The following is a 22,910-nucleotide window of genomic DNA, read 5'->3' as shown; positions in this document are numbered from 1 at the left end:
ATCTAGCCTCTATCGTTTCTGACAATTTGGGTACAGACTATGGGCGTATTTTCTATTTCCTCTTTTTTGATTTCTGACGGTGAAGCATGGCCTTGGTCTCGCAAGCTCGTAGCTTGGGTAAGTACTTTTTATTGCTTGATAACTTATTAGTTGTATTGGGCTTCTTCGTCGTTTTCCCCCTTATTTCTATCCGATTTGTCGATCAATTGGGTTGGGCTGCGGTGCTGGTTGGCCTTGCTTTAGGATTAAGGCAGTTAGTTCAGCAAGGGCTCGGGATCTTCGGTGGTGCTATCGCTGACCGTTTTGGCGCTAAACCCATGATAGTCACTGGCATGTTGATGCGCGCTGCGGGCTTCGCGTTTATGGCGATGGCAGATGAACCCTGGATATTATTGTTGGCCTGCGCACTCTCTGGCTTAGGGGGAACCCTATTTGACCCTCCGCGCACGGCTTTGGTTATCAAGTTAACCCGCCCTCATGAGCGTGGCCGTTTCTACTCCCTGTTGATGATGCAAGACAGCGCTGGCGCGGTTATCGGCGCACTGATAGGGAGTTGGCTACTGCAATATGACTTCCATTTTGTCTGCTGGACAGGTGCATTTATCTTTATATTGGCCGCAGGCTGGAACCTCTGGTTGCTACCGGCTTATCGAATATCGACGGTGCGCGCGCCAATGAAAGAAGGCTTAATGCGCGTGCTGCGTGACCGCCGTTTTGTCACCTATGTACTCACATTGACCGGTTATTACATGCTATCAGTACAAGTCATGCTAATGCTGCCGATTGTGGTCAATGAAATTGCCGGTTCACCTGCCGCCGTCAAATGGATGTATGCCATTGAGGCCGCAATCTCACTGACATTGCTGTACCCCATTGCACGTTGGAGTGAGAAACGTTTTCGCCTTGAGCAGCGTCTCATGTTTGGTTTGCTGATAATGACATTAAGCTTGTTCCCAGTGGGCCTGATTTCCCATCTGCAAACCTTATTTATGTTTATTTGCTTCTTCTATATAGGCTCAATTATTGCCGAACCCGCCAGAGAAACACTGAGTGCTTCACTGGCTGATTCACGGGCACGGGGAAGCTATATGGGGTTTAGCCGCCTTGGGCTGGCGCTGGGGGGGGCATTAGGCTATACCGGTGGGGGTTGGATGTATGATACCGGCCGAACATTGGAAATGCCGGAATTACCTTGGTTCCTGCTTGGCATTATTGGTTTAATGACGCTCGTTGGGCTGTACTGGCAATTCAATCAACGCCGTATTGAGTCAGCCATGTTGAGTGGTAGCTAGCCTGTCTCTCGCCGGATCGGCCTTCTCCGGCGAGTCTTCCTTTTGTCCACTCAATATTGGATTCAGGGTTATCTGATTGGCAATGACTAAACTCTGCTCCACTATTCCCCAACCCAAACCGCTGTTGAACAAACGCGGTAAATAATACAAAACAGCAAATTAACCGGTTACTATTAAGCAAATTCATTTTGTTTAATGTTGTTGCACATATTGTTACGAGGCTTTAATGAATAAATTAATGTGGGGCGCAGCGGCGCTGGTGATGACTGCGATACTGGTCGGCTGCAACCAATTGACTCAGTACACCCTGAGCGAACAAGAAGTTAATGATTATCTGCAAAAACATAATAACTATGAAAAACAGATTGGTATCCCAGGACTGGTTGATGCACATATCACTTTGACACAATTGCAAAGTCAGATTGGTCGCGCTGAACCCGGCAAAGTCACATTAACCGGCAATGCCAAAGTGGATATTTCATCGATTCTTGGCCCGCAAACAGCTGATATGATATTAACCTTAAAAGCTCAGCCAACATTTGATCGCGAAAAAGGCGCTATCTTCCTAAAAGATATGGAATTGACAGACTACAAAGTGACACCGGAGAAAATGAATTCAGTGATGAAAGCACTGACGCCATATTTGAATCAGTCACTGAAATCTTATTTTGATCAGCAACCCGTGTATGTGCTGGATGGCGAAAAGAGTAAAGCGGAAGCCATGGCGAAAAAACTGGCAAAAGGTTTAGAAGTAAAACCGGGCCAATTAGTCATCCCACTAACGGACTAATTGGCACAGAGCATTTAATTTACATTGATGATGATGACGGGGGAGATTACTCCTCCGTGTCACAACTTTCTGACAATTCATCCCACATAGCTTGTAATGCCTCGCGACTCAACTGTGCCAAAGTGCGATAAAAACCACTGGTGGCATGAGCTTCTACTTTGCCAAGGAAACGGCCACACCAAGGCAGTAAATAGTCGTTAAACAGTTCAATTTGTGCCGCCACTTCATCTTCAGCTGCTTGATCTTCAAGCCAGGAAGCTGCAAGTAATAAACCGCCAAAGTGGTCAGTGGGCCCTTCACCTAGTGGCATACCACGTTGCTGAAGAAAAGCTCTAACTTCTGCTTCTGAGCGAGCATCTTCATAATCGGCCCCATAAGGTGAAACACTGCGTTCGTCACCAACGAACAGAGCGTTATAATCAGCAACCAGAGCTTCGGGCTGATAATCTTGTTGCAAACGCGCCAGTAACTCACTTTGTTCTAGCGGCCAATGCTGCTCCAATTTTCCCTGGCTTATCAAGGTAAAAAGAGGCTCCAACAGTGGGTCTTGAGGCGGGCGATAAAAAAGTGATCCCAAGATGCGACACATCAGAGAAAAATCGTTCATTTTTAACATCCTGTTTCTTATGTATTTTTAACTTATTTTTTGAAATTAAAGTTGTGACAGTGTCACAAAAAATCACAGATCGGCTAACTCGGGTATCGGTGGGCGACCACGCTGCTCGAGGTAATTCAGTAAGCGCCGTGGGCTAACATTTAAGATACGCTCTTGCGGAAAATCCACTTCAGCAATAATGCGCTCACAATGCTCAAAAATCCCCAGTGAATAAGCAATATGGGAATCCGATCCCAAGGCTAGCCATCCACCCGCATCCCGCACCGCTTCAGCAATTGCCCGGCAATTCGCTTCGCTCCCCTTACGTGAATGTGTAAATGATGAGTTGTTCAATTCTAGCGCAACATTGTAATGTGCTGCAGCTTCGGAAATCGCTTTAATATCAACTGGATACTTAGGATTCCCCGGGTGGCTAATGATATGCACATTCCCCTGCGCCATAGTGGCTATCATCGCTTGGGTATTAGCCATTCTATCTTGCGGCGGGAACACTGGCTCATGGAAACCGGCGATCAACAAATCGATAGCATCAAGCATCGGGCCAGTACAATCGATGTCACCTGCCAAATTTTTAATATTGGCTTCAATACCACGCAAAATCCCTACGCCATCAACCAGCCTCGGCCATACTTGCATGTTCATAAAGTGCCAATAATGGGGAGCATCAGCCATATCTGGGCCATGGTCAGTAATGGCGAACAGTTTGATATTTTTTAGCTTAGCTTCGGCGATATAATCGTGCAGGGTACTGTAAGCATGGGTGCTGGCAATGGTATGCATATGTAAATCAACAGGATACATGACTACTCCACAAAGTCTTTTGAGGCGGGATAGCTTTTTTGCAGGCAAAGCATAGTCCGCTAATGATAGCAGGAATTCTTCTCATCAGCAGCGCTAAAACCTTGCCAGCTATTGTTAACCCCATCAAGCTGTGGAAATGCTTAAATCAATAACCTCGGCTCACATCAACTAATCCAACCGGTTCCCTTCCCGCTTCGAGGCTCTGGATATTGGCAACCACCTGATCCATTGCCACGTCTGGTAAAGTGATAGCAGCAATATGTGGGGTAATAGTAATCCGAGGATGGCTCCAGAAAGGGTGCATCGAAGGCAAAGGCTCTTCAGCAAACACATCTAATGTTGCGGCGGCTATTTGACCCGTACTCATTGCAGCTAATAAATCTCGCTCTAACAAATGCGCTCCCCGAGCAATATTGATGATATATGCATTGGCATTTAATTGTGAAAAGAGTGACTGATTAAGGATACCGGCAGTCTCTGGGGTATTAGGCAACAGGTTAATCAGCAATTGTGTCCCTTTAATGAATGCTGGCAATTTTTCTTGACCGGCAAAGCTGGTAACACCATCAATATTTTTGGGTGTGCGGCTCCAACAACGAACGGTAAAACCAAACTCGACCAATTTGTGAGCAACACTTTTCCCTAACACGCCTGCGCCCAGGATACCTATCGTGAATTTATCGTGCTGATGCGGCTCCAGTGGTTGCCACAGTTTCTGCTGTTGTTGCAGTTGATATTCATCCATGCGGCGAAAATAGCGTAATACCGTCGCAACCACATATTCCTGCATCTGCAACGACATTCCGGCATCTTCCAACCGAACCAACGGCACTCCAGCAGGTAATGTCCCAGGATGACGCCGCTCTTGATCCAAGATAGCATCCACCCCCGCACCCAAAGCAAAAATCCCTTTCAATTCAACACGGCTGGCAAGCATTTCCTGAGGCGGCTGCCAAACCAGCGCATAATCCGCAGATTGCGTGTCACCACGCCGCCATTGCCGGATATTCGCTGTAGGTAAACGCGACTGTAGCCCTGACAACCACTGTTTTGCATCAAAGAATGGATGGTAAAAAATAATATTCATTACTTGCCAGCTCCTTACGAAAGTACTGAATAGACTTCCGCGATTAACGCGCAGATGCAAGTGCTACTCGCACGAAATGCCGATGAAATCAGCAAACTGCGGGAACTTTCGCTAAACAGTAACAAAGCATGCATAAGAGGGTTGACGCTGGGCACACTTTTGCCTACATTACGCCGGTCGACCACGTAAACGCGGCGGATGACAGTAGAGAAGTAACACGGTGAGGTGTCTGAGTGGCTGAAGGAGCACGCCTGGAAAGTGTGTATACGTGTAAGCGTATCGAGGGTTCGAACCCCTCCCTCACCGCCATATTAAAGTGAAAAGCCCATGAGATTCGTGGGCTTTTTTCATTTCTGCTATTTATAATGTACTGCTTTCCAAGCATTCTAGCGTACGGCAGTACTAACCTCATCACTGTGTTAAATCCATATTAAGATAAAACAATAAGCCACCCAGCAATGACAAATAGCGTTTATCATTAATTGATTATGCTGCCCTTTATCATCACATGTTACAACGTGTTGAGTATTTCGACTCTGAGATATACACCACAAGGGCATACAATATGAAAATATCTTTTCTTTTATTATCACTTCTATTTTATCTGCAAAATTCATTGGCCTCCCCCTTGATAGTCGCTCATCGAGGGGGTACCGCTGATTACCCAGAAAATACTCGACAGGCCATTGAAAAGGCGATAGAAAATGAAGCCAACGTTATCTGGCTCAGTATTCAACTGACTAAAGATGAGGTTCCCGTATTATATCGCCCCAGTGATCTTAATACTCTGACTAACGGTAGTGGGCCAGTATCAAGCTATACTTGGCAACAGTTAACATTATTAGATGCTGCTTATCACTATAAACTCCAAGACCAGTATATCTTCCGTGGCCGAGGAGTAAAAATACCCTCATTGCAACAAGTAATTCTGTCTTATCCTCATACGGAATTTTTCCTTGATATTAAATCACCCGATGCTAATCCAAAGGTTATTGCTGCAATACTTGGAAAAATAATAAAAGAAACAGAATCCAGTGAAAGAGTAAGATTTTATTCTACCCAAACAGAATATCTGGATGCGTTACCCAAGGAGTTGAATAAATTTGAGACACGGAATTTGACCCGAAAAATTCTCGCCAATGCCGTTATGGCAAATGACTGTAAAATGCCTAAAAACCACAGCAAACAATTGAGTAGTCACTCAGATAAATATCATGCTTTCGAATTAAGGCGCGATGTGAAAGTCGTTGAGAAATTCACCCTCGGCAGAGGCACATCACGAGCGCAATTAGTTTGGAGCCCACAAGCCATGACCTGCTTTAAGCGGAACCACAGTACTAAAATACTGCTGATAGGTATAAATTCGAATGAAGACTACCAAATAGCTGAATATCTGGGAGCAGATTATGTGATGGTCGACTCCCCTGCCGCGGCAAGATATTGGCATTAAACAAACATAATTTGTTTGTGATTCACCCTATATGCGCGCGGAATAACCAGATGATAAGCGACAGGTAAATACTGCTTGACCATCTGTCTGCCGCTCACTATAGTACCGCCCCGTTGCAGTGCATAGCGCGGTAACAAACGGTGAGGTGTCTGAGTGGCTGAAGGAGCACGCCTGGAAAGTGTGTATACGCGTAAGTGTATCGAGGGTTCGAACCCCTCTCTCACCGCCATATTCGAGCGAAAGGCTCTGACGAAAGTCAGGGCCTTTTTCTTTGGCTCACATACCGGGATCTGTTGATTAAAAAGAGCGTCGACGCCGGTCTTTCACTATACGATCACCCAATGGAGAAAATGGCATTAATCGGCTATAAACCACCCGATTCCGACCTTGCCCCTTGGCCTGATACAACGCTTCATCGGTCATTTTCAATGCTTTTAACATCGACATTCCAGGTAAATACAGAGACGCCCCTATTGAGGTTGTCGCCTTAATTTTTCGTCCATCGGCTAATTGTACTTCTAAGTTTTCAACACACTGCCGAATTCGCTCGGCTACTGCTTTAATAGTTTGTGGGTCATGGCTATGTGTAATAATAATAAATTCTTCACCACCGTAACGCCCCACAAAATCCTCATCTCTAGTTACTGACATCAATAACCTGCCAACCTCAGTTAACAGAATGTCTCCCCCATCATGGCCGTAGGTATCGTTAACCAATTTAAAATGGTCGAGATCCAAAATCAATAAACCACATGCCTGCCGAGTGCTATGAATGGTCGCCAGCCGATATTCAACACTTGCCCGGTTGTTCAACTGGGTTAGTTTGTCGATATTAGCCCGACTCTTCATCGCAAAGTAAGCATAAATATGTCGTTCTTTAAAGTTTAGTGCGTGATAACAAATAGCTAAACAAAGAGCAGAACACAATTGATACACCACAACCTGTGTCAAAGTATGTGTATTGGGAGCCAATAAAGTCGCAGTAAAAATTCGATAAACAGCGATTAAGATAATAGTGATATAAAAAATACGATTACTCTTGTTCTCCCATACTTTGGAGAACAAGAGTGGAATAAAAACGATTGCTATTAATAGGTTGTCTAAAGTGGCCCAACCGGTAAACGTAAAATTTATCACCAGTGCAGTTAAGCCGCTTAGCCAACCGCCATAAAATGTAACCAAAATAATGGGGATCAACTCGAAACTGTAGAAGAAAGAGCCAGAAATAATCCATTTATCTTGATTGAGGTAAAGTGAAACCAGCCCCGAGACCAGACCAAAAAGAATACGTTTCCAAACCTCTCCATTATAGGAAAACGCACTGTTTTTACTGAGGGAAAAATAACAGATAGAGAGTGTGGCATAGGTTACACAAGCATCTTGATATAACATTAACAAAGAATCTAATTCACTCATGGCGTAGCGTCAGCCCTTTGATTTTTCAGGGTTGATTTTAACCAGCATTGACACTGCCAATTTTTCACGCAAATTAAGTCACATTCTAATCTGAAATTATTCATCAGAACCTTTGGTTATTAAGCAGAGATTGATAGTTTCTAACCTAAATCTTAGCGGCGAGATAGGCATTTACACAATTTTTAGGATAGGTCTGAGAATTTCATTATGGGGCTAAGCCTAATCGTTGGGTAACAAGATATCGCCAAATCACTTAATTCTGGCTCAGGTGGTCAGTTTTTCTGAACTTAAAGCTTATTACTCGGTTTCTCACATCTGATGCTGAAAAAAGACGCTACCGATGATAATAGTGATTTTCCATTAAATCATACGCAAAATGGCCTTGCCTGGCATGAATCTGTTGATTTAAACCCCTTTATAAAACGGCTAGTTATCTACATTTCTGTCAGAGATTGATATACATCTAGATCTCATCCTGCTAATTGGCGTATCGTGGTTGTCTGCTACTCGAGACGGACCCTTATTGGCCCGCCATTTATTTTGTCTTTTCTTTATTTGGTTTGCACCTTAGATGAAAACGCACGGAATTAACGGCATTAGGCCGTTCAGCGCGATAATTGACGCTTGCTGGCGAGAAACCTATACTCTTCAACGCTTTATAAAAGATATAATTGCCGGTGTTACGGTCGGTATTATTGCCATTCCACTGGCTATGGCACTGGCAATTGCCAGTGGTGTTCCCCCACAGTACGGCTTATATACTTCGGCTATCGCCGGGATTGTTATTGCAGTCAGTGGAGGCTCCCGTTATAGCGTGTCCGGCCCTACCGCAGCCTTTGTGGTTATTCTTTATCCCGTATCACAACAATTTGGTTTAGCCGGTTTATTACTGGCGACATTACTCTCCGGTGTATTTTTATTGTGTATGGGGCTGGGAAGGCTAGGACGTTTAATTGAATATATTCCGCTGTCAGTCACCCTCGGCTTCACCTCGGGAATTGGTATCACCATTGCCACGATGCAAGTGAAAGATTTCTTTGGCTTACATCTAGCGGAAGTGCCAGAAACTTATGCCGGTAAAGTGGCTGCGCTGGTGCAAGCAATGCCAACCATCAACTTCAGTGATACTTTAATTGCTGCCGTTACCTTGATGGTATTAATTCTTTGGCCGCGGTTAAAACTAAAGTTACCGGGTCACTTACCTGCGCTCGTAGCTGGCACGGCGGTAATGGGAGTATTGTCACTATTTGACCATCAGGTCGCCACTATTGGCTCACGTTTTGGCTATTTATTGGCTGACGGAACTCAAGGCCAGGGTATCCCGCCCATTTTGCCACAGTTTGTCTTGCCCTGGCACCTCCCTGCCGCCAATGGACAAGAGTTTGTCCTCAACTGGGCCACACTGTCAGCACTGCTACCCGCTGCCTTTTCAATGGCAATGCTCGGGGCAATCGAGTCGCTATTATGCGCGGTGGTTCTTGATGGGATGACCGGGCAAAAACATCATTCAAACAGTGAGTTAGTCGGTCAAGGTTTGGGTAATATGGTCGCGCCGTTCTTTGGGGGTATTACCGCCACAGCGGCGATTGCAAGGTCGGCAGCCAACGTCCGCGCTGGGGCCACCTCGCCGGTGTCGGCTATTATCCATGCCTTATTAGTGTTATTGGCCTTATTGGTTCTGGCACCGATGTTGTCTTATCTCCCCCTGGCAGCAATGGCTTCCTTGCTATTAATTGTGGCCTGGAACATGAGCGAGGCCCATAAAGTGGTCAACCTACTACGTCGAGGGCCAAAAGACGACATTATCGTGATGCTGCTGTGTATGAGCCTGACGGTGTTATTCGATATGGTGATAGCAATCACGGTGGGTATCGTGTTGGCCTCACTGCTGTTTATGCGCCGCATTGCACGCATGACGCGCCTAAGTGAGATACCTACAGATGTGGGTGACAAAACGCTAGTATTGCGGGTAAACGGGCCGCTGTTTTTCGCTGCCGCTGAACGGATATTTAGCGAGTTATTGAGCCGCTGCGAAAATTACCACACGATCATTTTGCAATGGGATGCAGTCCCGGTTCTGGATGCAGGGGGCTTGAATGCGTTTCTGCGCTTCACAGAGGCCTTAGACGAGGATCAGCAGCTCATCATCACGGATATCCCTTTCCAACCGCTAAAAACGCTGGCAAGAGCGCGCGTGCAAGCTATTGAAGGTAAGTTGAGTTTCTATGGCTCACTACCGGAAGCATTGGCAAGATTAGCCGCTAAATAACCATTATCACGATCAAAAAAGGCAGCTTACATAGCTGCCTTTTTATTTATCCACCACGACAACGTCAAGGACGCAGGAGAGTGAATTACTTGCTGGTATCCAGTTCTGGGAAGCTTTTCACTAAATCGTCGATAGCTTTCATCTGCACCAGGAACGGCTCCAACTTGTCTAATGGCAATGCTGACGGGCCATCACATTTAGCACTGTTTGGCTCAGGGTGTGCTTCAATAAACAACCCAGCCAAACCTACTGCCATACCTGCACGGGCCAATTCAGCCACTTGCGCACGGCGGCCGCCAGATGCTGAGCCAAACGGGTCACGGCATTGCAACGCATGGGTCACGTCGAAAATAACCGGATGACCGCCAGTAGCATTGACCATCACATTGATGCCCAACATATCAACAACCAAATTGTCATAACCGAAGTTGCTACCGCGATCGCAAAGAATAACCTGGTCATTACCGGCTTCTTTGAATTTCTCGACGATATTGCCCATCTGGCCGGGGCTAACAAACTGAGGTTTCTTCACGTTAATAACCGCGCCGGTACGCGCCATAGCTTCGACTAAATCAGTTTGGCGTGCCAGAAATGCGGGTAATTGGATAACATCAACGACTTCCGCAACGGGCTGACACTGGCTTATTTCATGAACATCGGTGATCACTTTTACGCCAAATGTCTGTTTCAATTCCTGAAAAATTTTCATCCCTTCGTCCAAACCAGGGCCACGGTAAGAATGAATTGAAGAACGGTTGGCTTTGTCGAACGAGGCTTTAAAGACGTAAGGAATTCCCAGCTTTTGGGTGACGGTCACGTAATGCTCGCAGATGCGCATCGCCAAATCACGAGACTCAAGCACGTTCATGCCGCCAAATAGCACGAAAGGTAGGTCGTTCGCTACCTTGATATCGCCAATGCTAACCACTTTCTGTTCCATACAAATACCTTTATAAAGGATAAATCGAGATTAATTACAGTGAGTTATTACTCAACAAGGTGATTACCATAAACAGACCCAAAATAATTCGAGTTGCAGGAAAGCGGCAACTGAGCAACAAATGGGTTGTAAACCATTTTGAACGCTGCTTGCAGCGGCCTCGCAGAGGTGAGGCCCATAGATGGGCCAAGTAACGAAGACGGCCAACACACGTGCAGCGTGAAGTATGACAGGTATCAGTGCAACGTCACTCGCTGCTGCTCAATGGAGTGGATCTGCATTTTTATCATTTCAGCGATGGGGTCTTCCGGGCACTGTTCGACAAAATAGCTTAAATCAGAGATGGCAATGTGATTGCAATCCAATTGGGCATAAATCAGGCCACGATCACGGATTTCATATGGGTCATCGGGATCAAAAGCCAACACCGCTTCACTGGCACGCAAGGCCAGCTCCATCTGCTTCTCTTCCATTAATGCTGCTTTCAGCGTATCGAGCATTTTGCGTACAATCAGGGTGTTTTCCGCTTCATCCAGATCTTCATCTTCCAATTCGGCACTCAACCCCAAATTGCCTTTGATCCACACTTCCAGCACATGCTCGTTCAATGTTTCACCATTCAGCGGGTTAATCAGCCACATTTCTTCATCTAGCCAATCCGCACGCAGAATTAATTGAGTTGGGAAAATAACCGGCATCAATGGCAACTCCAATTGATGCGCAATATGCAAGAAAATAACGCCTAGCGACACCGGAGTCCCCTGCCGCTTATCCAGCACTTTATCGAGCCAGATGGCATCTGACAGGCGGTAGACACCGCCCGCACCACCAAATTTCCATTTACGATAAAACAGATCGATAAGCACTTCTAATTGCTGATCCTGATTGAGACCGGCGGGCATTGCGGCCCTGGCATCATCAACGAGCTGTTGTAGTTGCTTGCGTACATCAGCCAGTGGAAAATTCTGTCGAATCTCCTGGGTAACCAGTAACACCCCATCACACAGGGACGCGTTGTTAAATTCGAAATCAGCAATGCGACTCATAGATATCCCATCAGCAGCGGTAACTTAGTTGTTGCCAGCTTTATAATCAAATACAGGCAACCCAATGCAAGTATAAAGGCAACCCAGCGGCGGTTCTGGCTGCGGGTTCGCTTACCTAATGCGACATAGCCAAGCAGGATATAGATAATAACGCCAAATAGCTTTTCAGTCAGCCATGTTCCTTGCGGACTAAAAGGATAAAATCCAGTGATAAATATCAATACAATACCGCTGACAAACAATAGCGTATCATTGATATGCGGTGTTATTTTTACCCAGCGTTTTTCCATCATAGCTGAACCGCGACATTTCCAGAAGAAACGTAACACAAACAGCATAATACTGATAACCACTGTCAGTAAATGCAAATACTTCATGGCGATGTAATCAACCCACATGTCTCTCATGTCCTTTATTTATGCTGAACGGGAATTTTTTAATTAAGAGCCCCACTGCCCCAGCGTCACACGATCATTATTACCATAATCTTTATGTGTCATTACAGCACTAAATCCCACTTCTTTAAGGTGTTTCTGTACTGTATTGGCTTGCTGCCAGCCGTGTTCCAGCATTAACCAGCCCCCCGCCTCTAAATAAGCCGGTGACTGGCGAATAATCTCAGCCAAATCAGCCATACCTTTTTCCGAAGCCACTAGTGCACTATGGGGTTCATAGCGCACATCGCCCTCATTAAGGTGAGGGTCATTGACATCAATATAGGGGGGGTTGCTAACAATAAGGGTAAACCGCCCGCTCACTGACTCAAACCAGCAACTTTGCAAGAAATGCACATTATTTATCGCGAGTTTCTCGGCATTATGGCGCGACAACGCCACGGCATCCGCTTTGATATCAACACCCACCACCGAGCAATCAGGGCGTTCACTGGCTAATGCCAAAGCAATAGCGCCGGTGCCCGTTCCTAAATCCAGAATGTGGCAAGGCGTGGTCGGTAAATGCGCCAAAGCTTGCTCGACCAAGCATTCAGTGTCGGGGCGAGGAATTAATGTGGCAGAGGAAACACTCAATGGCAGGGACCAAAACTCGCGCTCCCCGACTAAATAGGCAATCGGCTCCCCCTGTTCACGACGGGCCGCCAAGGGTTCCAACACCGCCAACTGCTCGGCGGTAAGGGCTGTTTCACCGAAAGCCAGTAAATAAGTTCGCGCCCGCCCGGTGACAAAACTCAGCAGAATCTCGGCATCGCGCTTCGGACTATCACTTTGGCTAAAACGGGCTGCCGTTAACGACAGCCAGTGCTGATAATCCATTAGTCTTGCTCGGACAACGCAGAGAGCTGATCCGCTTGATATTCCTGCACAATCGGCTGGATCAGCATATCCAATTTACCTTCCATGACTTCATCCAGACGATAGAGTGTCAGGTTGATACGATGGTCAGTCACGCGCCCTTGCGGGAAGTTATAAGTCCGATTACGGTCAGAACGATCGCCAGACCCTAACAAGTTACGGCGCTCGGAGGCCTCGGCCAGTTGGCGTTTTTGCATTTCTGCGGCGCGAATACGGGCGCCCAACACTGACATCGCCTTGGCTTTGTTCTTATGCTGCGAGCGCTCGTCCTGGCATTCCACCACAATTCCGGTTGGAATATGGGTGATCCTAATAGCCGAATCGGTGGTGTTAACGTGCTGACCACCCGCACCTGAAGAACGGAAAGTATCAATACGCAAGTCACCGGCGTTAATTTCTGGCATTTCAGCCTCTGGGATTGCCGGCATCACCGCCACCGTACAAGCGGAGGTATGGATGCGACCCTGCGATTCGGTTTCTGGCACGCGCTGAACACGGTGGCCGCCCGATTCAAATTTTAATTGGCCAAAGACACCGTCACCGGACACCTTGGCAATCACTTCTTTATAACCGCCATGCTCACCTTCACTGGCGCTCATGATCTCTACTTTCCAGCGGCGAGCTTCGGCGTAGCGGCTATACATGCGGAACATGTCACCGGCAAAAATAGCCGCTTCATCACCCCCGGTTCCAGCACGGATTTCCAGGAAGCAATCGCGCTCATCATCTGGGTCTTTGGGCAGCAACAGAACTTGTAGTTGCTGTTCCAGCTCTTCACTGCGAGCTTTAGCTTCTTTCAGTTCGTCCTGCGCCATTTCGCGCATTTCGGGATCTTCGAGCATCATTTCTGCCGCTTCGATATCATCTTGCACACTGCGCCATTCTTTAAAACAGCGAGTGACATCCGTCAATTGCGCATATTCACGTGATAACGCGCGGAAACGGTCTTGGTCGGCAATAACATTGGCATCGCCAAGGTGCGCTAACACTTCTTCGTGGCGCTCTTGTAACGCTTCCAATTTAGCAACAATAGAAGACTTCATCCGTGGTTTTAAACCCTGTAATTAGAGGAAACTAGTGCTGATCCAGCCCAAGGCTGTCGCGTAATAATTGTAACCGCTCCATATCGCCATCACTGGCAGCTTGCTGGAGGGATTTGGTGGGGGCATGAATCAGGCGGTTAGTTAGCTTGTGGGCCAGTTCATTGACCACCTGTTCAACATTAGCACCCTGTTCAATGGCGGCTAATGCTTTTGCCGTCATCTCACTGCGGACCTGTTCAGCTTGTGAGCGGTAATCACGAATAGTTTCAACCGCCCCTTGAGCGCGTAGCCAGGTCATGAAATTCATGCTTTCTTGCTGTACTATCGATTCGGCCTGAACAGCGGCAGCCTGACGTTGCGCCATATTGTGCTGAATAATCGCCTGTAAATCATCAACACTGTATAAATAGGCATTCGACAGTTTACCCACTTCCGGCTCAATATCACGCGGCACCGCGATATCGACAAACAGCATCGGCTGATTGCGGCGGCTTTTCAGTGCCCGCTCCACCATTCCTTTACCAATAATAGGCAATGGGCTGGCGGTGGAACTGATAATAATGTCAGCGTCGGCCAGACGGGCATCAATTTCTGGCAAAGTAATCACCTCAGCCCCAACCTCGGTCGCCAGCGCTTGAGCGCGCTCACGGGTACGGTTCGCGATAATCATATGCTTGACTTGGTGCTCTCGCAGATGGCGAGCGACCAACTCAATGGTTTCACCGGCACCCACCAGCAACACATTCAGTTCAGAGAGTGACTCAAAAATTTGCCGCGCCAATGTACAGGCCGCAAACGCCACTGAAACAGCGCTGGCACCAATTTCAGTTTCGGTGCGTACCCGTTTCGCCACAGAAAATGTTTTTTGGAATAACCGCTCCAATTCCCCAGAGAGCGATTGCTCGCGCTGAGATTCCGCAAAGGCTTTTTTTACCTGCCCCAGAATTTGTGGCTCGCCCAATACCAAGGAGTCCAGCCCACTGGCAACGCGCATCAGATGGCTCACTGCGTCATTGCCATGATGCCAATACAGGCTCTTTTTCACTTCATCCGGGCTGAGTTTATGATAGTTACACAGCCAGGTGATCAGTTGTTCATGCAGGTTTTCTTGCTGTTCTACGCTAAGGTATAACTCAGTTCGGTTACACGTAGACAACACGACACCGCCCTGCACCAACGGTTGTTGGAGCAAGCTAGCGAGTGCCTGATCGATCGATTCCGGTGAAAATGTCACTCGTTCACGTAACGATACAGGTGCGGTTTTGTGGTTAATGCCTAATGCAAGCAGAGTCATGAGAACGGCTTCGAGTAATACTGATGTTAGTATGGATTCTCGTCTGAACCGCATTCTACTTGATGCGCGAGATCAATAAAAGTCACAGTGCAATATCCTAACTATTATCATAAATTATGCTTAAAAATTGGTTATCCGCTGTACAACAATATTGCTTATACCCAATACAAAAGAGAACAAAATATTGACGCTCCGCTTTCAGGTCGCTAGCGTGAACAAAAATGATGTCCTTTATTAAGACGTATCAACCGGATTTGCTTTATCATTGAGTTGCTTTATAAAACGTGCCGCCAGTGAAAAACCTGCGGCCGATAGGATTTATACCCATATGCCTCAGCGTAAAATCAGTTTTTATCGCCTGCTTCCATTAGCTACTCTGCTGTTGGCAGCCTGTAGCACCACGCCGCCATCGGGCCCAGCGACCAGCCCGACATCGCCACAATGGCGTCAGCATGAACAACAATTACAGCAATTGAGCCAATTTCAAACCCGGGGTGCTTTTGCTTATCTTTCAGAAAAACAAAAAGTTTATGCCCGCTTCTTCTGGCAACAAACCGCCCCTGAGCGCTATCGCCTGTTGCTGACCAACCCATTGGGTAGCACTGAATTGGAATTACTGGTGCAGCCGGGAGTAACTCAATTGACTGACAATCAGGGCAAGCGCTATGTCAGTAATGACCCGCAAGAAATGATTCAAAAATTGACTGGAATGTCTATTCCACTGGCAAGTTTACGCCAATGGATTCTGGGGCTACCGGGCGATACTACCGATTTCATCCTCGACGACAAATACCGCCTGAAACAACTGACTTATCAACAGAATGGCGTAACTTGGGTGGTTAATTATCAAGAGTACAATACTCAAGTCACACCCGCATTGCCGAGCCGTATGGAATTGAGTCAGGGCGACCAGCGCATCAAACTGAAGATGGATAACTGGACGGCCAAATAGATGACTCACACCAAGCAACATATTTGGCCTTCGCCCGCAAAATTGAATTTGTTTCTTTATATCACCGGGCGACGTGCTGATGGTTATCATCAATTACAAACGTTGTTCCAGTTTCTCGATTATGGCGACGAACTGACGATTGTGCTGCGGGACGATGAACAAATTCGGTTATTAACCCCGATTCACGGTGTGGAAAACGAGCAAAATCTGATAATCCGCGCGGCGCGGTTACTGCAACAACACCCCGGTGCGACAACAGTACCTCGGGGGGCGGATATTAGCATCGATAAACGTTTGCCAATGGGTGGCGGGTTGGGTGGCGGTTCATCCAATGCCGCGACGGCGTTAGTTGCACTCAATACTCTGTGGCAATGTGGTCTATCTGATAAAGAATTAGCCGCTCTTGGCCTCAAGTTAGGCGCTGATGTGCCCGTTTTTGTTCACGGTCATGCAGCCTTTGCCGAGGGAATTGGTGAAAAGTTGTCCCCCGCCGAACCTGTAGAGAAGTGGTATTTGGTCGTTCACCCCGGTGTAAGCATCCCAACGCCTATTATTTTTTCCGATCCTGAATTAAAAAGAAATACGCCAATTCGCCCACTGGCGGCGCTTCTAAGCGCTCCGTACGCAAATGATTGCGAACCAATCGCAAGAAAACGTTTTCGCGAGGTTGAACAGGCTCTTTCATGGCTGTTAGAATATGCTCCGTCACGCCTTACCGGAACCGGAGCTTGTGTCTTTGCAGAATTTGACACGGAGTCATCGGCCCGGCAGGTGTTAAGTATTGCCCCGGAGTGGTTGCACGGTTTTGTCGCCCGTGGCGTGAATGTTTCGCCATTGCATCGCGCACGCTCTGGGAAATTTGAAAGCGGTGAGTACAGATATACCCGATAGATTTCGAGTTGCAGTTAGGCGGCAACTGAATGAGCCCAAGGAGTTGAGATAACTCAATGACTTGGTTGAGTGAGGGCAGCCAACAACCCTGTATCTTGAAATACGACAGGTATAACGATGTGCAGCAAGGGTCTAGATCACGCACCACTGACCTGAGTTTGTGAAAATACCTGTCTTACTTGTTTGAAAGTCGGTCCATAATGTTTTTTTTGACTTTAAATACCCGTATGTATATTGCAATCAGTATGAATAATCGCCCGTGATTACTGATCTGACAATATCTTCTCTGGACGCATGCCTGAGGTTCTTCTCGTGCCTGATATGAAGCTTTTTGCTGGTAACGCCACCCCGGAACTAGCACAACGTATTGCCAACCGTTTGTACACCAGTCTTGGTGACGCCGCTGTAGGTCGTTTTAGCGACGGCGAAGTGAGCGTGCAAATCAACGAAAATGTACGCGGTGGTGATATTTTCATCATCCAGTCCACCTGCGCACCCACGAACGATAACCTGATGGAACTGGTTGTCATGGTTGATGCCCTGCGTCGCGCCTCCGCAGGCCGTATTACTGCTGTTATTCCTTACTTCGGTTACGCCCGTCAGGATCGCCGTGTGCGCTCCGCTCGTGTACCTATCACTGCCAAAGTTGTTGCCGATTTTCTCTCAAGTGTTGGGGTTGACCGCGTATTGACAGTGGATCTTCATGCTGAACAGATCCAAGGCTTCTTTGATGTTCCGGTTGATAACGTATTTGGTAGCCCAATCCTGCTGGAAGACATGTTGCAGCAGAATCTGGAAAACCCAATTGTTGTCTCACCAGACATTGGTGGCGTTGTTCGCGCCCGAGCCATCGCAAAATTGCTGAACGATACTGATATGGCGATTATCGACAAACGCCGTCCACGCGCTAACGTTTCTCAGGTGATGCATATCATCGGTGATGTCGCTGGTCGTGACTGCGTGTTAGTTGACGATATGATCGATACCGGTGGTACTTTGTGTAAAGCGGCTGAAGCTTTGAAAGAACGCGGTGCCAAGCGTGTATTTGCTTACGCGACTCACCCGATCTTCTCTGGTAATGCGGTTGAAAACATCAAACACTCCGTGATTGACGAAGTGATTGTTTGTGACACTATTCCGTTATCAGCTGAAATTAAAGCATTGAAAAATGTGCGAACTCTGACACTGTCCGGTATGTTGGCTGAAGCCATCCGCCGAATCAGTAATGAAGAGTCGATCTCTGCGATGTTTGAGCATTAATATTCGGTAATGGATATCTCTGCGGCACTATTGGGCCGCAGTTAGCTGTGATGAGTCTCTCTTGGCCATCATCGTGGGGTATCCATAACGGATATATGATGAATGAACTATACCCTAAATTATTCGAGTGGCAGGAAAGCGGCCAACGCACATGCAGCTTGAAGTATGACGAGTATAAAGCAGATAAAGAAAAACCCGTTGAAGCAGATGCAACAACGGGTTTTCTACTTTTGCTCTATAGGTTCTTGATCAATAGGTTCTTGGGGCGTCATTCACTCCTCCTGAACGTCAGCTCAATGTAAAGCTGTGATAACAGGTTACGGTTTGTCATACGTCACGGCCAATACTCAAATTTTATGAGTGGTGCTGGTTATTACGAGTACAGCGTTTATCAAAGTGCTTAACCCACCAATAGCGGTCTGCGACTTCTTCACGCCCGCCAATACGAGCGCCGACCAACCATAACAATGCACCAACAAAAATGCTCATTACTGCACCATGGGCGAAGAATTGTGGTAAGCCGAACTGAGTCACTTCAGCCAAAATTGAGTAACCTACCCCAACGACCATGGTCACTAATCCCAGCCCCATCAGCACATTGCCCAGCCTTGCTGCGGTTTTACGTTTCATAAGCCACCTCCACTTGAGTTGCCAATAAATAATCACTTCGCTAAGTATTCAAAAATACTTGCTTAATGCGATTATTCATGTCCACCTAATAACTCAGTATAGTCAGACGGCCAATGAAAGTGTTGCGCTGACGATCACATCTAAGGAATATATTTCGACAAATCTTTACACTTTCCAGACATTTGGCATCGAAATTGAATTATTCCATAGATTAACTATTCACATATTGAACTATTAATTCCAAATAAATTCATATTGGCAGTTTTGTCATTACGCGCCATGACGGGTAAACTGTCTCACTTTAATTCCTTTAGTAATAGCGAATGACGACGTGAGCAGCATTAAATTAATCGTTGGACTAGCAAATCCGGGCGCTGAATATGCCCAAACTCGCCATAATGCGGGGGCTTGGTATGTGGACTTATTGGCGCAGCGCCATAACCAACAACTGAAAGAAGAGAGCAAATTCTTCGGTTATACCGCACGGTTAAACCTGGCGGGCCAAGATGTGCGCTTACTGGTGCCGTCTACATTTATGAATTTAAGTGGCAAGGCGGTTGCGGCGATGGCTGGGTTTTACCGCATCTTACCGGAAGAAATTTTAGTCGCACATGATGAACTGGATATTCCACCCGGTGTGGCAAAATTGAAGTTGGGAGGGGGTAATGGTGGCCATAATGGCCTGAAAGATATTCAGAGCAGGCTCGGCAATAATCCCAATTTCTATCGTTTACGCATTGGCATCGGCCACCCTGGTGATAAAAGTAAAGTCACCGGTTTTGTTCTCGGTAAACCGCCTGCTAGCGAACAAACCTTAATTGACGACGCGATTGATGAGTCTATTCGCTGTACTGAAGTGCTGTTGAAAGAAGATATCACCAAAGCAATGAATCGCCTGCATTCCTTTAAAGCCACGGCATAGCGGTTCGCCCGTTCCCCGGAAAGCGCCGGTGCACCGGGGAAGTTACTTCCCACTTTATTCGTTTTTATTGCACAACGCATTGATTCCCTGCTGGCCTTCATCGGTCAGGACAACACTGGCAATAATCACTCTAACGCGCCCGAGAAAATGATTACTTTTGCCGTCATATTCATTCGCGATATCTTGTAGTGTGTCGCTGCAAAAAAGCTTCTCCCAATCAGCCGCTTTTTTCTTATTATCAGATAAATCGTGGCTACGCTCGAATTTGTCATTTATGGCAGTGAACGTCAGTTGAACACTATCAAAATCCTCATACAGCGTCTTTTTTTTGTAACCCACATATCTCACGCTTTTACCTGATTGATTTTCTATCTGCACGCCATATTGGTCTACTAACTGGGCAAAAGTTGGCCCCGACGGTTCGGTATCTGCCGTCAGAAACCGCATGCCTAAAATACCTAGCGCACCCCCACATAAAATCACTATCAACCATTTATAAATATTCATTTCCATGGGGATAATCCAAATTCAGTATGCAGACCCTAATGAATTGTTATCGGACATTAATCAGAAAACTTCAGAGAGCAGAAGCGTGATCTCGGGCACAGAGTTAGAAAAATCAAGTACCTATCGTCCATTACGACAAAAGCTATATCCACAACGAAAGAGCATGATCGAGATAAATCGTCATTATGTGTATAATGGCGGCATAAATTTTGATTACATCGGCCAGTTAAATCTAACTGGTTGATTTTTAAGTTATTTAAGGTGATATAAAACATGGGATTCAAATGCGGTATTGTGGGCCTGCCTAACGTTGGTAAATCCACCCTGTTCAACGCGTTGACACAAGCGGGTATCGAAGCAGCTAACTTCCCGTTCTGCACCATTGAACCCAATACGGGCGTGGTGCCAATGCCGGACCCGCGTCTGGATCAACTGGCCGAGATTGTTAAACCTCAGCGCATCTTGCCAACGACCATGGAGTTCGTTGATATTGCCGGTCTGGTCAAAGGGGCGTCCAAAGGCGAAGGTCTGGGTAACCAATTCCTGACTAATATTCGTGAAACTGAAGCTATTGGCCATGTGGTACGTTGCTTTGAAAATGACAATATCATCCATGTTGCTGGCAAAGTTGATCCAGTGGATGATATTGACACCATCAATACTGAATTGGCTCTTTCCGATTTGGAAACTTGCGAACGTGCTATTCATCGTGTGCAAAAGAAAGCCAAAGGCGGCGATAAAGACGCTAAAGCTGAACTGGAGGCATTGGAAAAATGTCTGCCACATTTAGAAAATGCAGGCATGCTGCGTGCGTTGAACCTGACAGCAGAAGATAAAGCGGCAATCCGTTATTTGAGCTTCCTGACACTGAAACCTACGATGTACATTGCTAATGTCAATGAAGATGGTTTCGAAAATAACCCCTATTTGGATCAAGTACGGGCTATCGCTGCGGGTGAAGGTTCTGTTGTGGTGGCCGTTTGTGCTGCCGTTGAATCTGATATCGCTGAGCTGGAAGATGAAGACCGTGCTGAATTTATGGCCGAGTTGGGTATTGAAGAGCCTGGTCTGAACCGGGTGATCCGCGCCGGTTATGAACTGTTGAATCTGCAAACCTACTTCACCGCCGGTGTTAAAGAAGTTCGCGCCTGGACCATTCCTGTAGGTGCTACAGCTCCACAAGCCGCAGGGAAAATTCATACCGACTTTGAAAAAGGCTTTATCCGGGCACAAACTATCGCATTTGACGACTTTATTACCTACAAAGGTGAGCAAGGTGCGAAAGAAGCTGGGAAAATGCGCTCAGAAGGTAAAGAATACATCGTAAAAGATGGCGATGTGATGAACTTCCTGTTCAACGTCTAAACAACTAACTTCTGTTGTCTCATGAGGTTTCGCTAAATCTCATGAGAATCGCAAAAAAACCATAAAATCCACGCAGTTGCGTGGATTTTTCATGTCTTTTTATCAAAATTTGCGACCAGAAATAAGGACAAAGGCAGTATAATGAATACATAAAGATACATTATGCTCGCTGCTACCCAATGCCGTACGATCAAACCTAAACAAAAGCTTACCTGGCACCGTGGATGGCCGTCCCCCACTTTTGCAGCAGGCTTTCAGATTATTAAGTTTCTGGCGAGTCATCAGCCATTAAAATTCAATCACAACAGCGAGGTTACTATGCTTCTGTTGTTCAAAAATAAAAAAGCGGTTTCACAACGCCTGCTCAATTACGGTTTTACCGAGTGTGGGAATGATTATCACTACAGTACTCGTCTGTTAGACGGCCAGTTTGCAATGGTCATAACAGTTTCTAAGCTTGAACACGTTTCAGCAACGTTGACTGATACTGGCTCTAACGAGGAATATGTACTCCATCTTGTGCCGGGAAGTTGTGGGGCTTTTGTCGGCCGCGTGCGGGCAGAATATGGAAAGGTATTGTCTGATATTGCCCAAAAGTGCTTTGAGTCGTACATCTTTAAAAGTGAGCACGCGCAAGCCGTTATTCAATATATCCGTTCAAAATACGGCGATGAGTTAGAATTTTTGTGGGCAAAATTCCCCACTAACGCCATCTGGCGGCGGGCGGATAACGCCAAATGGTACGGTGCATTGTTGCTTATTCCCAAAAATAAATTAGGAGTGGATGACTCTGCTCTCTGTGATGTACTTAACCTCCGGGCCAGCCCTGAAAATGTCGCTGAAATCATTGATAACACGCGATATTTTCGTGCTTATCATATGAATAAAAAACACTGGCTTTCACTTTGTTTAGACGGCTCGCTTTCTCTTGAGGAGCTTTATTTGCGTATTGACCACAGCTACGCACTTGCCGCTAAAAAATAGTTTTAATGGCGGCTCTATACCTCTCTTTATGAACCATCAGACATG

The 22,910-nt window shown here is 46.6% G+C and carries 22 protein-coding genes and 2 tRNA genes; 12 read left to right on the top strand and 12 right to left on the bottom strand.

The features are described from left to right. Positions 1-86 precede the first annotated feature (86 nt). Positions 87-1,292: a multidrug efflux MFS transporter MdtH gene (gene mdtH / locus DX162_RS15375; RefSeq protein WP_004390718.1), complete on the top strand. Its 1,206-nt coding sequence runs from the start codon at positions 87-89 to the stop codon at positions 1,290-1,292. 226 nt (positions 1,293-1,518) lie between these two features. Then, entirely contained in the window at positions 1,519-2,082 is a 564-nt protein-coding gene (locus DX162_RS15370) for a lipoprotein (protein ID WP_004390720.1), read from the top strand. 46 nt (positions 2,083-2,128) lie between these two features. Here DX162_RS15370 and DX162_RS15365 read toward each other — a convergent pair whose 3' ends face one another. The 3 genes from DX162_RS15365 to ghrA form a co-directional block, all read right to left on the bottom strand. Beyond that, positions 2,129-2,689, bottom strand: coding sequence for a TorD/DmsD family molecular chaperone (locus DX162_RS15365; protein WP_032819925.1), 561 nt, complete (start codon positions 2,687-2,689; stop codon positions 2,129-2,131). 72 nt (positions 2,690-2,761) lie between these two features. Next, complete coding sequence (locus DX162_RS15360) at positions 2,762-3,499, bottom strand: phosphatase (RefSeq protein WP_004390722.1); 738 nt, start codon at positions 3,497-3,499, stop codon at positions 2,762-2,764. Between the two features lie 145 nt (positions 3,500-3,644). Continuing rightward, complete coding sequence (gene ghrA, locus DX162_RS15355; RefSeq protein ID WP_004390723.1) at positions 3,645-4,586, bottom strand: glyoxylate/hydroxypyruvate reductase GhrA; 942 nt, start codon at positions 4,584-4,586, stop codon at positions 3,645-3,647. 219 nt (positions 4,587-4,805) lie between these two features. Here ghrA and DX162_RS15350 point away from each other — a divergent pair. From DX162_RS15350 to DX162_RS15340, 3 genes are all read left to right on the top strand, one after another. Next, positions 4,806-4,895: transfer RNA gene (locus DX162_RS15350), tRNA-Ser, on the top strand. 256 nt (positions 4,896-5,151) lie between these two features. After that, positions 5,152-6,036 carry a glycerophosphodiester phosphodiesterase family protein gene (locus DX162_RS15345; RefSeq protein ID WP_032819892.1) on the top strand — a complete coding sequence of 295 codons (885 nt, stop codon included), beginning with the start codon at positions 5,152-5,154 and terminating at the stop codon, positions 6,034-6,036. A gap of 139 nt (positions 6,037-6,175) precedes the next feature. Beyond that, positions 6,176-6,265: transfer RNA gene (locus DX162_RS15340), tRNA-Ser, on the top strand. Between the two features lie 68 nt (positions 6,266-6,333). Here DX162_RS15340 and DX162_RS15335 read toward each other — a convergent pair. Continuing rightward, positions 6,334-7,452: a GGDEF domain-containing protein gene (locus tag DX162_RS15335; protein ID WP_004390725.1), complete on the bottom strand. Its 1,119-nt coding sequence runs from the start codon at positions 7,450-7,452 to the stop codon at positions 6,334-6,336. Positions 7,453-8,023: 571 nt separating this feature from the next. Here DX162_RS15335 and dauA point away from each other — a divergent pair. Continuing rightward, positions 8,024-9,721, top strand: coding sequence for a C4-dicarboxylic acid transporter DauA (dauA, locus tag DX162_RS15330; RefSeq protein WP_004390727.1), 1,698 nt, complete (start codon positions 8,024-8,026; stop codon positions 9,719-9,721). 85 nt (positions 9,722-9,806) lie between these two features. Here dauA and kdsA read toward each other — a convergent pair whose 3' ends face one another. From kdsA to hemA, 6 genes are all read right to left on the bottom strand, one after another. Beyond that, positions 9,807-10,661 carry a 3-deoxy-8-phosphooctulonate synthase gene (gene kdsA / locus DX162_RS15325; RefSeq protein ID WP_004390731.1) on the bottom strand — a complete coding sequence of 285 codons (855 nt, stop codon included), beginning with the start codon at positions 10,659-10,661 and terminating at the stop codon, positions 9,807-9,809. 236 nt (positions 10,662-10,897) lie between these two features. Further along, positions 10,898-11,707 (bottom strand): invasion regulator SirB1, encoded by an 810-nt coding sequence (gene sirB1 / locus DX162_RS15315; RefSeq protein WP_032819893.1) that lies wholly within the window; start codon positions 11,705-11,707, stop codon positions 10,898-10,900. Continuing rightward, on the bottom strand, positions 11,704-12,105 hold the full coding sequence (locus DX162_RS15310; RefSeq protein WP_004390733.1) for a SirB2 family protein: 402 nt from the start codon (positions 12,103-12,105) through the stop codon (positions 11,704-11,706). Before DX162_RS15310 ends, sirB1 begins: the two co-directional genes overlap by 4 nt. A gap of 42 nt (positions 12,106-12,147) precedes the next feature. Next, the gene (gene prmC, locus DX162_RS15305) at positions 12,148-12,978 is read right to left on the bottom strand and encodes a peptide chain release factor N(5)-glutamine methyltransferase (RefSeq protein ID WP_032819894.1); all 831 of its coding nucleotides are present in this window, start codon (positions 12,976-12,978) and stop codon (positions 12,148-12,150) included. Next, positions 12,978-14,060 (bottom strand): peptide chain release factor 1, encoded by a 1,083-nt coding sequence (gene prfA / locus DX162_RS15300; RefSeq protein ID WP_004390734.1) that lies wholly within the window; start codon positions 14,058-14,060, stop codon positions 12,978-12,980. Before prfA ends, prmC begins: the two co-directional genes overlap by 1 nt. 31 nt (positions 14,061-14,091) lie before the next feature. Then, positions 14,092-15,354: a glutamyl-tRNA reductase gene (gene hemA / locus DX162_RS15295; protein WP_004390735.1), complete on the bottom strand. Its 1,263-nt coding sequence runs from the start codon at positions 15,352-15,354 to the stop codon at positions 14,092-14,094. 328 nt (positions 15,355-15,682) lie between these two features. On the opposite strand from hemA, the gene lolB reads away from it, so the two are divergent. From lolB to prs, 3 genes are all read left to right on the top strand, one after another. Next, entirely contained in the window at positions 15,683-16,306 is a 624-nt protein-coding gene (gene lolB, locus DX162_RS15290; RefSeq protein ID WP_032819895.1) for a lipoprotein insertase outer membrane protein LolB, read from the top strand. Then, a complete protein-coding gene (gene ispE, locus DX162_RS15285; protein ID WP_004390738.1) occupies positions 16,307-17,197 on the top strand; it encodes a 4-(cytidine 5'-diphospho)-2-C-methyl-D-erythritol kinase in 891 nt (296 codons plus the stop codon). 312 nt (positions 17,198-17,509) lie between these two features. After that, positions 17,510-18,457 carry a ribose-phosphate diphosphokinase gene (gene prs, locus DX162_RS15280; protein WP_004390739.1) on the top strand — a complete coding sequence of 316 codons (948 nt, stop codon included), beginning with the start codon at positions 17,510-17,512 and terminating at the stop codon, positions 18,455-18,457. Between the two features lie 354 nt (positions 18,458-18,811). Here the strand turns inward: prs and ychH are convergent, their stop codons facing one another. Further along, positions 18,812-19,087: a stress-induced protein YchH gene (ychH, locus tag DX162_RS15270; protein WP_004390740.1), complete on the bottom strand. Its 276-nt coding sequence runs from the start codon at positions 19,085-19,087 to the stop codon at positions 18,812-18,814. Positions 19,088-19,418: 331 nt separating this feature from the next. Here ychH and pth point away from each other — a divergent pair, with 331 nt between their 5' ends. Next, positions 19,419-20,009: an aminoacyl-tRNA hydrolase gene (gene pth, locus DX162_RS15265; protein WP_004390742.1), complete on the top strand. Its 591-nt coding sequence runs from the start codon at positions 19,419-19,421 to the stop codon at positions 20,007-20,009. A gap of 54 nt (positions 20,010-20,063) precedes the next feature. Here the strand turns inward: pth and DX162_RS15260 are convergent, their stop codons facing one another. Then, positions 20,064-20,522: a hypothetical protein gene (locus DX162_RS15260; protein ID WP_004390744.1), complete on the bottom strand. Its 459-nt coding sequence runs from the start codon at positions 20,520-20,522 to the stop codon at positions 20,064-20,066. Between the two features lie 267 nt (positions 20,523-20,789). Between DX162_RS15260 and ychF the strand changes: the two genes are divergently transcribed. Next, entirely contained in the window at positions 20,790-21,881 is a 1,092-nt protein-coding gene (ychF, locus tag DX162_RS15255) for a redox-regulated ATPase YchF (protein ID WP_004390746.1), read from the top strand. 162 nt (positions 21,882-22,043) lie between these two features. Then, the gene (locus DX162_RS15250; RefSeq protein WP_227744176.1) at positions 22,044-22,865 is read left to right on the top strand and encodes an MmcQ/YjbR family DNA-binding protein; all 822 of its coding nucleotides are present in this window, start codon (positions 22,044-22,046) and stop codon (positions 22,863-22,865) included. Positions 22,866-22,910: the final 45 nt, after the last annotated feature.

The organism is Yersinia kristensenii (genome assembly GCF_900460525.1).
GTDB classification, from domain to species: Bacteria; Pseudomonadota; Gammaproteobacteria; order Enterobacterales; family Enterobacteriaceae; genus Yersinia; species Yersinia kristensenii.
The sequence above is the reverse complement of the archived record's forward strand: the minus strand, read 5'-3'. Positions and strand labels throughout refer to the sequence as shown.

Bases quoted from the DNA above. Each gene is read 5' to 3' on its own strand.
- mdtH (WP_004390718.1), top strand. From the start codon at position 87: ATGGCCTTGGTCTCGCAAGCTCGTAGCTTGGGTAAGTACTTTTTATTG.
- DX162_RS15370 (WP_004390720.1), top strand. From the start codon at position 1,519: ATGAATAAATTAATGTGGGGCGCAGCGGCGCTGGTGATGACTGCGATA.
- DX162_RS15365 (WP_032819925.1), bottom strand. From the start codon at position 2,689: ATGAACGATTTTTCTCTGATGTGTCGCATCTTGGGATCACTTTTTTAT.
- DX162_RS15360 (WP_004390722.1), bottom strand. From the start codon at position 3,499: ATGTATCCTGTTGATTTACATATGCATACCATTGCCAGCACCCATGCT.
- ghrA (WP_004390723.1), bottom strand. From the start codon at position 4,586: ATGAATATTATTTTTTACCATCCATTCTTTGATGCAAAACAGTGGTTG.
- DX162_RS15345 (WP_032819892.1), top strand. From the start codon at position 5,152: ATGAAAATATCTTTTCTTTTATTATCACTTCTATTTTATCTGCAAAAT.
- DX162_RS15335 (WP_004390725.1), bottom strand. From the start codon at position 7,452: ATGAGTGAATTAGATTCTTTGTTAATGTTATATCAAGATGCTTGTGTA.
- dauA (WP_004390727.1), top strand. From the start codon at position 8,024: ATGAAAACGCACGGAATTAACGGCATTAGGCCGTTCAGCGCGATAATT.
- kdsA (WP_004390731.1), bottom strand. From the start codon at position 10,661: ATGGAACAGAAAGTGGTTAGCATTGGCGATATCAAGGTAGCGAACGAC.
- sirB1 (WP_032819893.1), bottom strand. From the start codon at position 11,707: ATGAGTCGCATTGCTGATTTCGAATTTAACAACGCGTCCCTGTGTGAT.
- DX162_RS15310 (WP_004390733.1), bottom strand. From the start codon at position 12,105: ATGTGGGTTGATTACATCGCCATGAAGTATTTGCATTTACTGACAGTG.
- prmC (WP_032819894.1), bottom strand. From the start codon at position 12,978: ATGGATTATCAGCACTGGCTGTCGTTAACGGCAGCCCGTTTTAGCCAA.
- prfA (WP_004390734.1), bottom strand. From the start codon at position 14,060: ATGAAGTCTTCTATTGTTGCTAAATTGGAAGCGTTACAAGAGCGCCAC.
- hemA (WP_004390735.1), bottom strand. From the start codon at position 15,354: ATGACTCTGCTTGCATTAGGCATTAACCACAAAACCGCACCTGTATCG.
- lolB (WP_032819895.1), top strand. From the start codon at position 15,683: ATGCCTCAGCGTAAAATCAGTTTTTATCGCCTGCTTCCATTAGCTACT.
- ispE (WP_004390738.1), top strand. From the start codon at position 16,307: ATGACTCACACCAAGCAACATATTTGGCCTTCGCCCGCAAAATTGAAT.
- ychH (WP_004390740.1), bottom strand. From the start codon at position 19,087: ATGAAACGTAAAACCGCAGCAAGGCTGGGCAATGTGCTGATGGGGCTG.
- DX162_RS15260 (WP_004390744.1), bottom strand. From the start codon at position 20,522: ATGGAAATGAATATTTATAAATGGTTGATAGTGATTTTATGTGGGGGT.
- ychF (WP_004390746.1), top strand. From the start codon at position 20,790: ATGGGATTCAAATGCGGTATTGTGGGCCTGCCTAACGTTGGTAAATCC.
- DX162_RS15250 (WP_227744176.1), top strand. From the start codon at position 22,044: ATGCTCGCTGCTACCCAATGCCGTACGATCAAACCTAAACAAAAGCTT.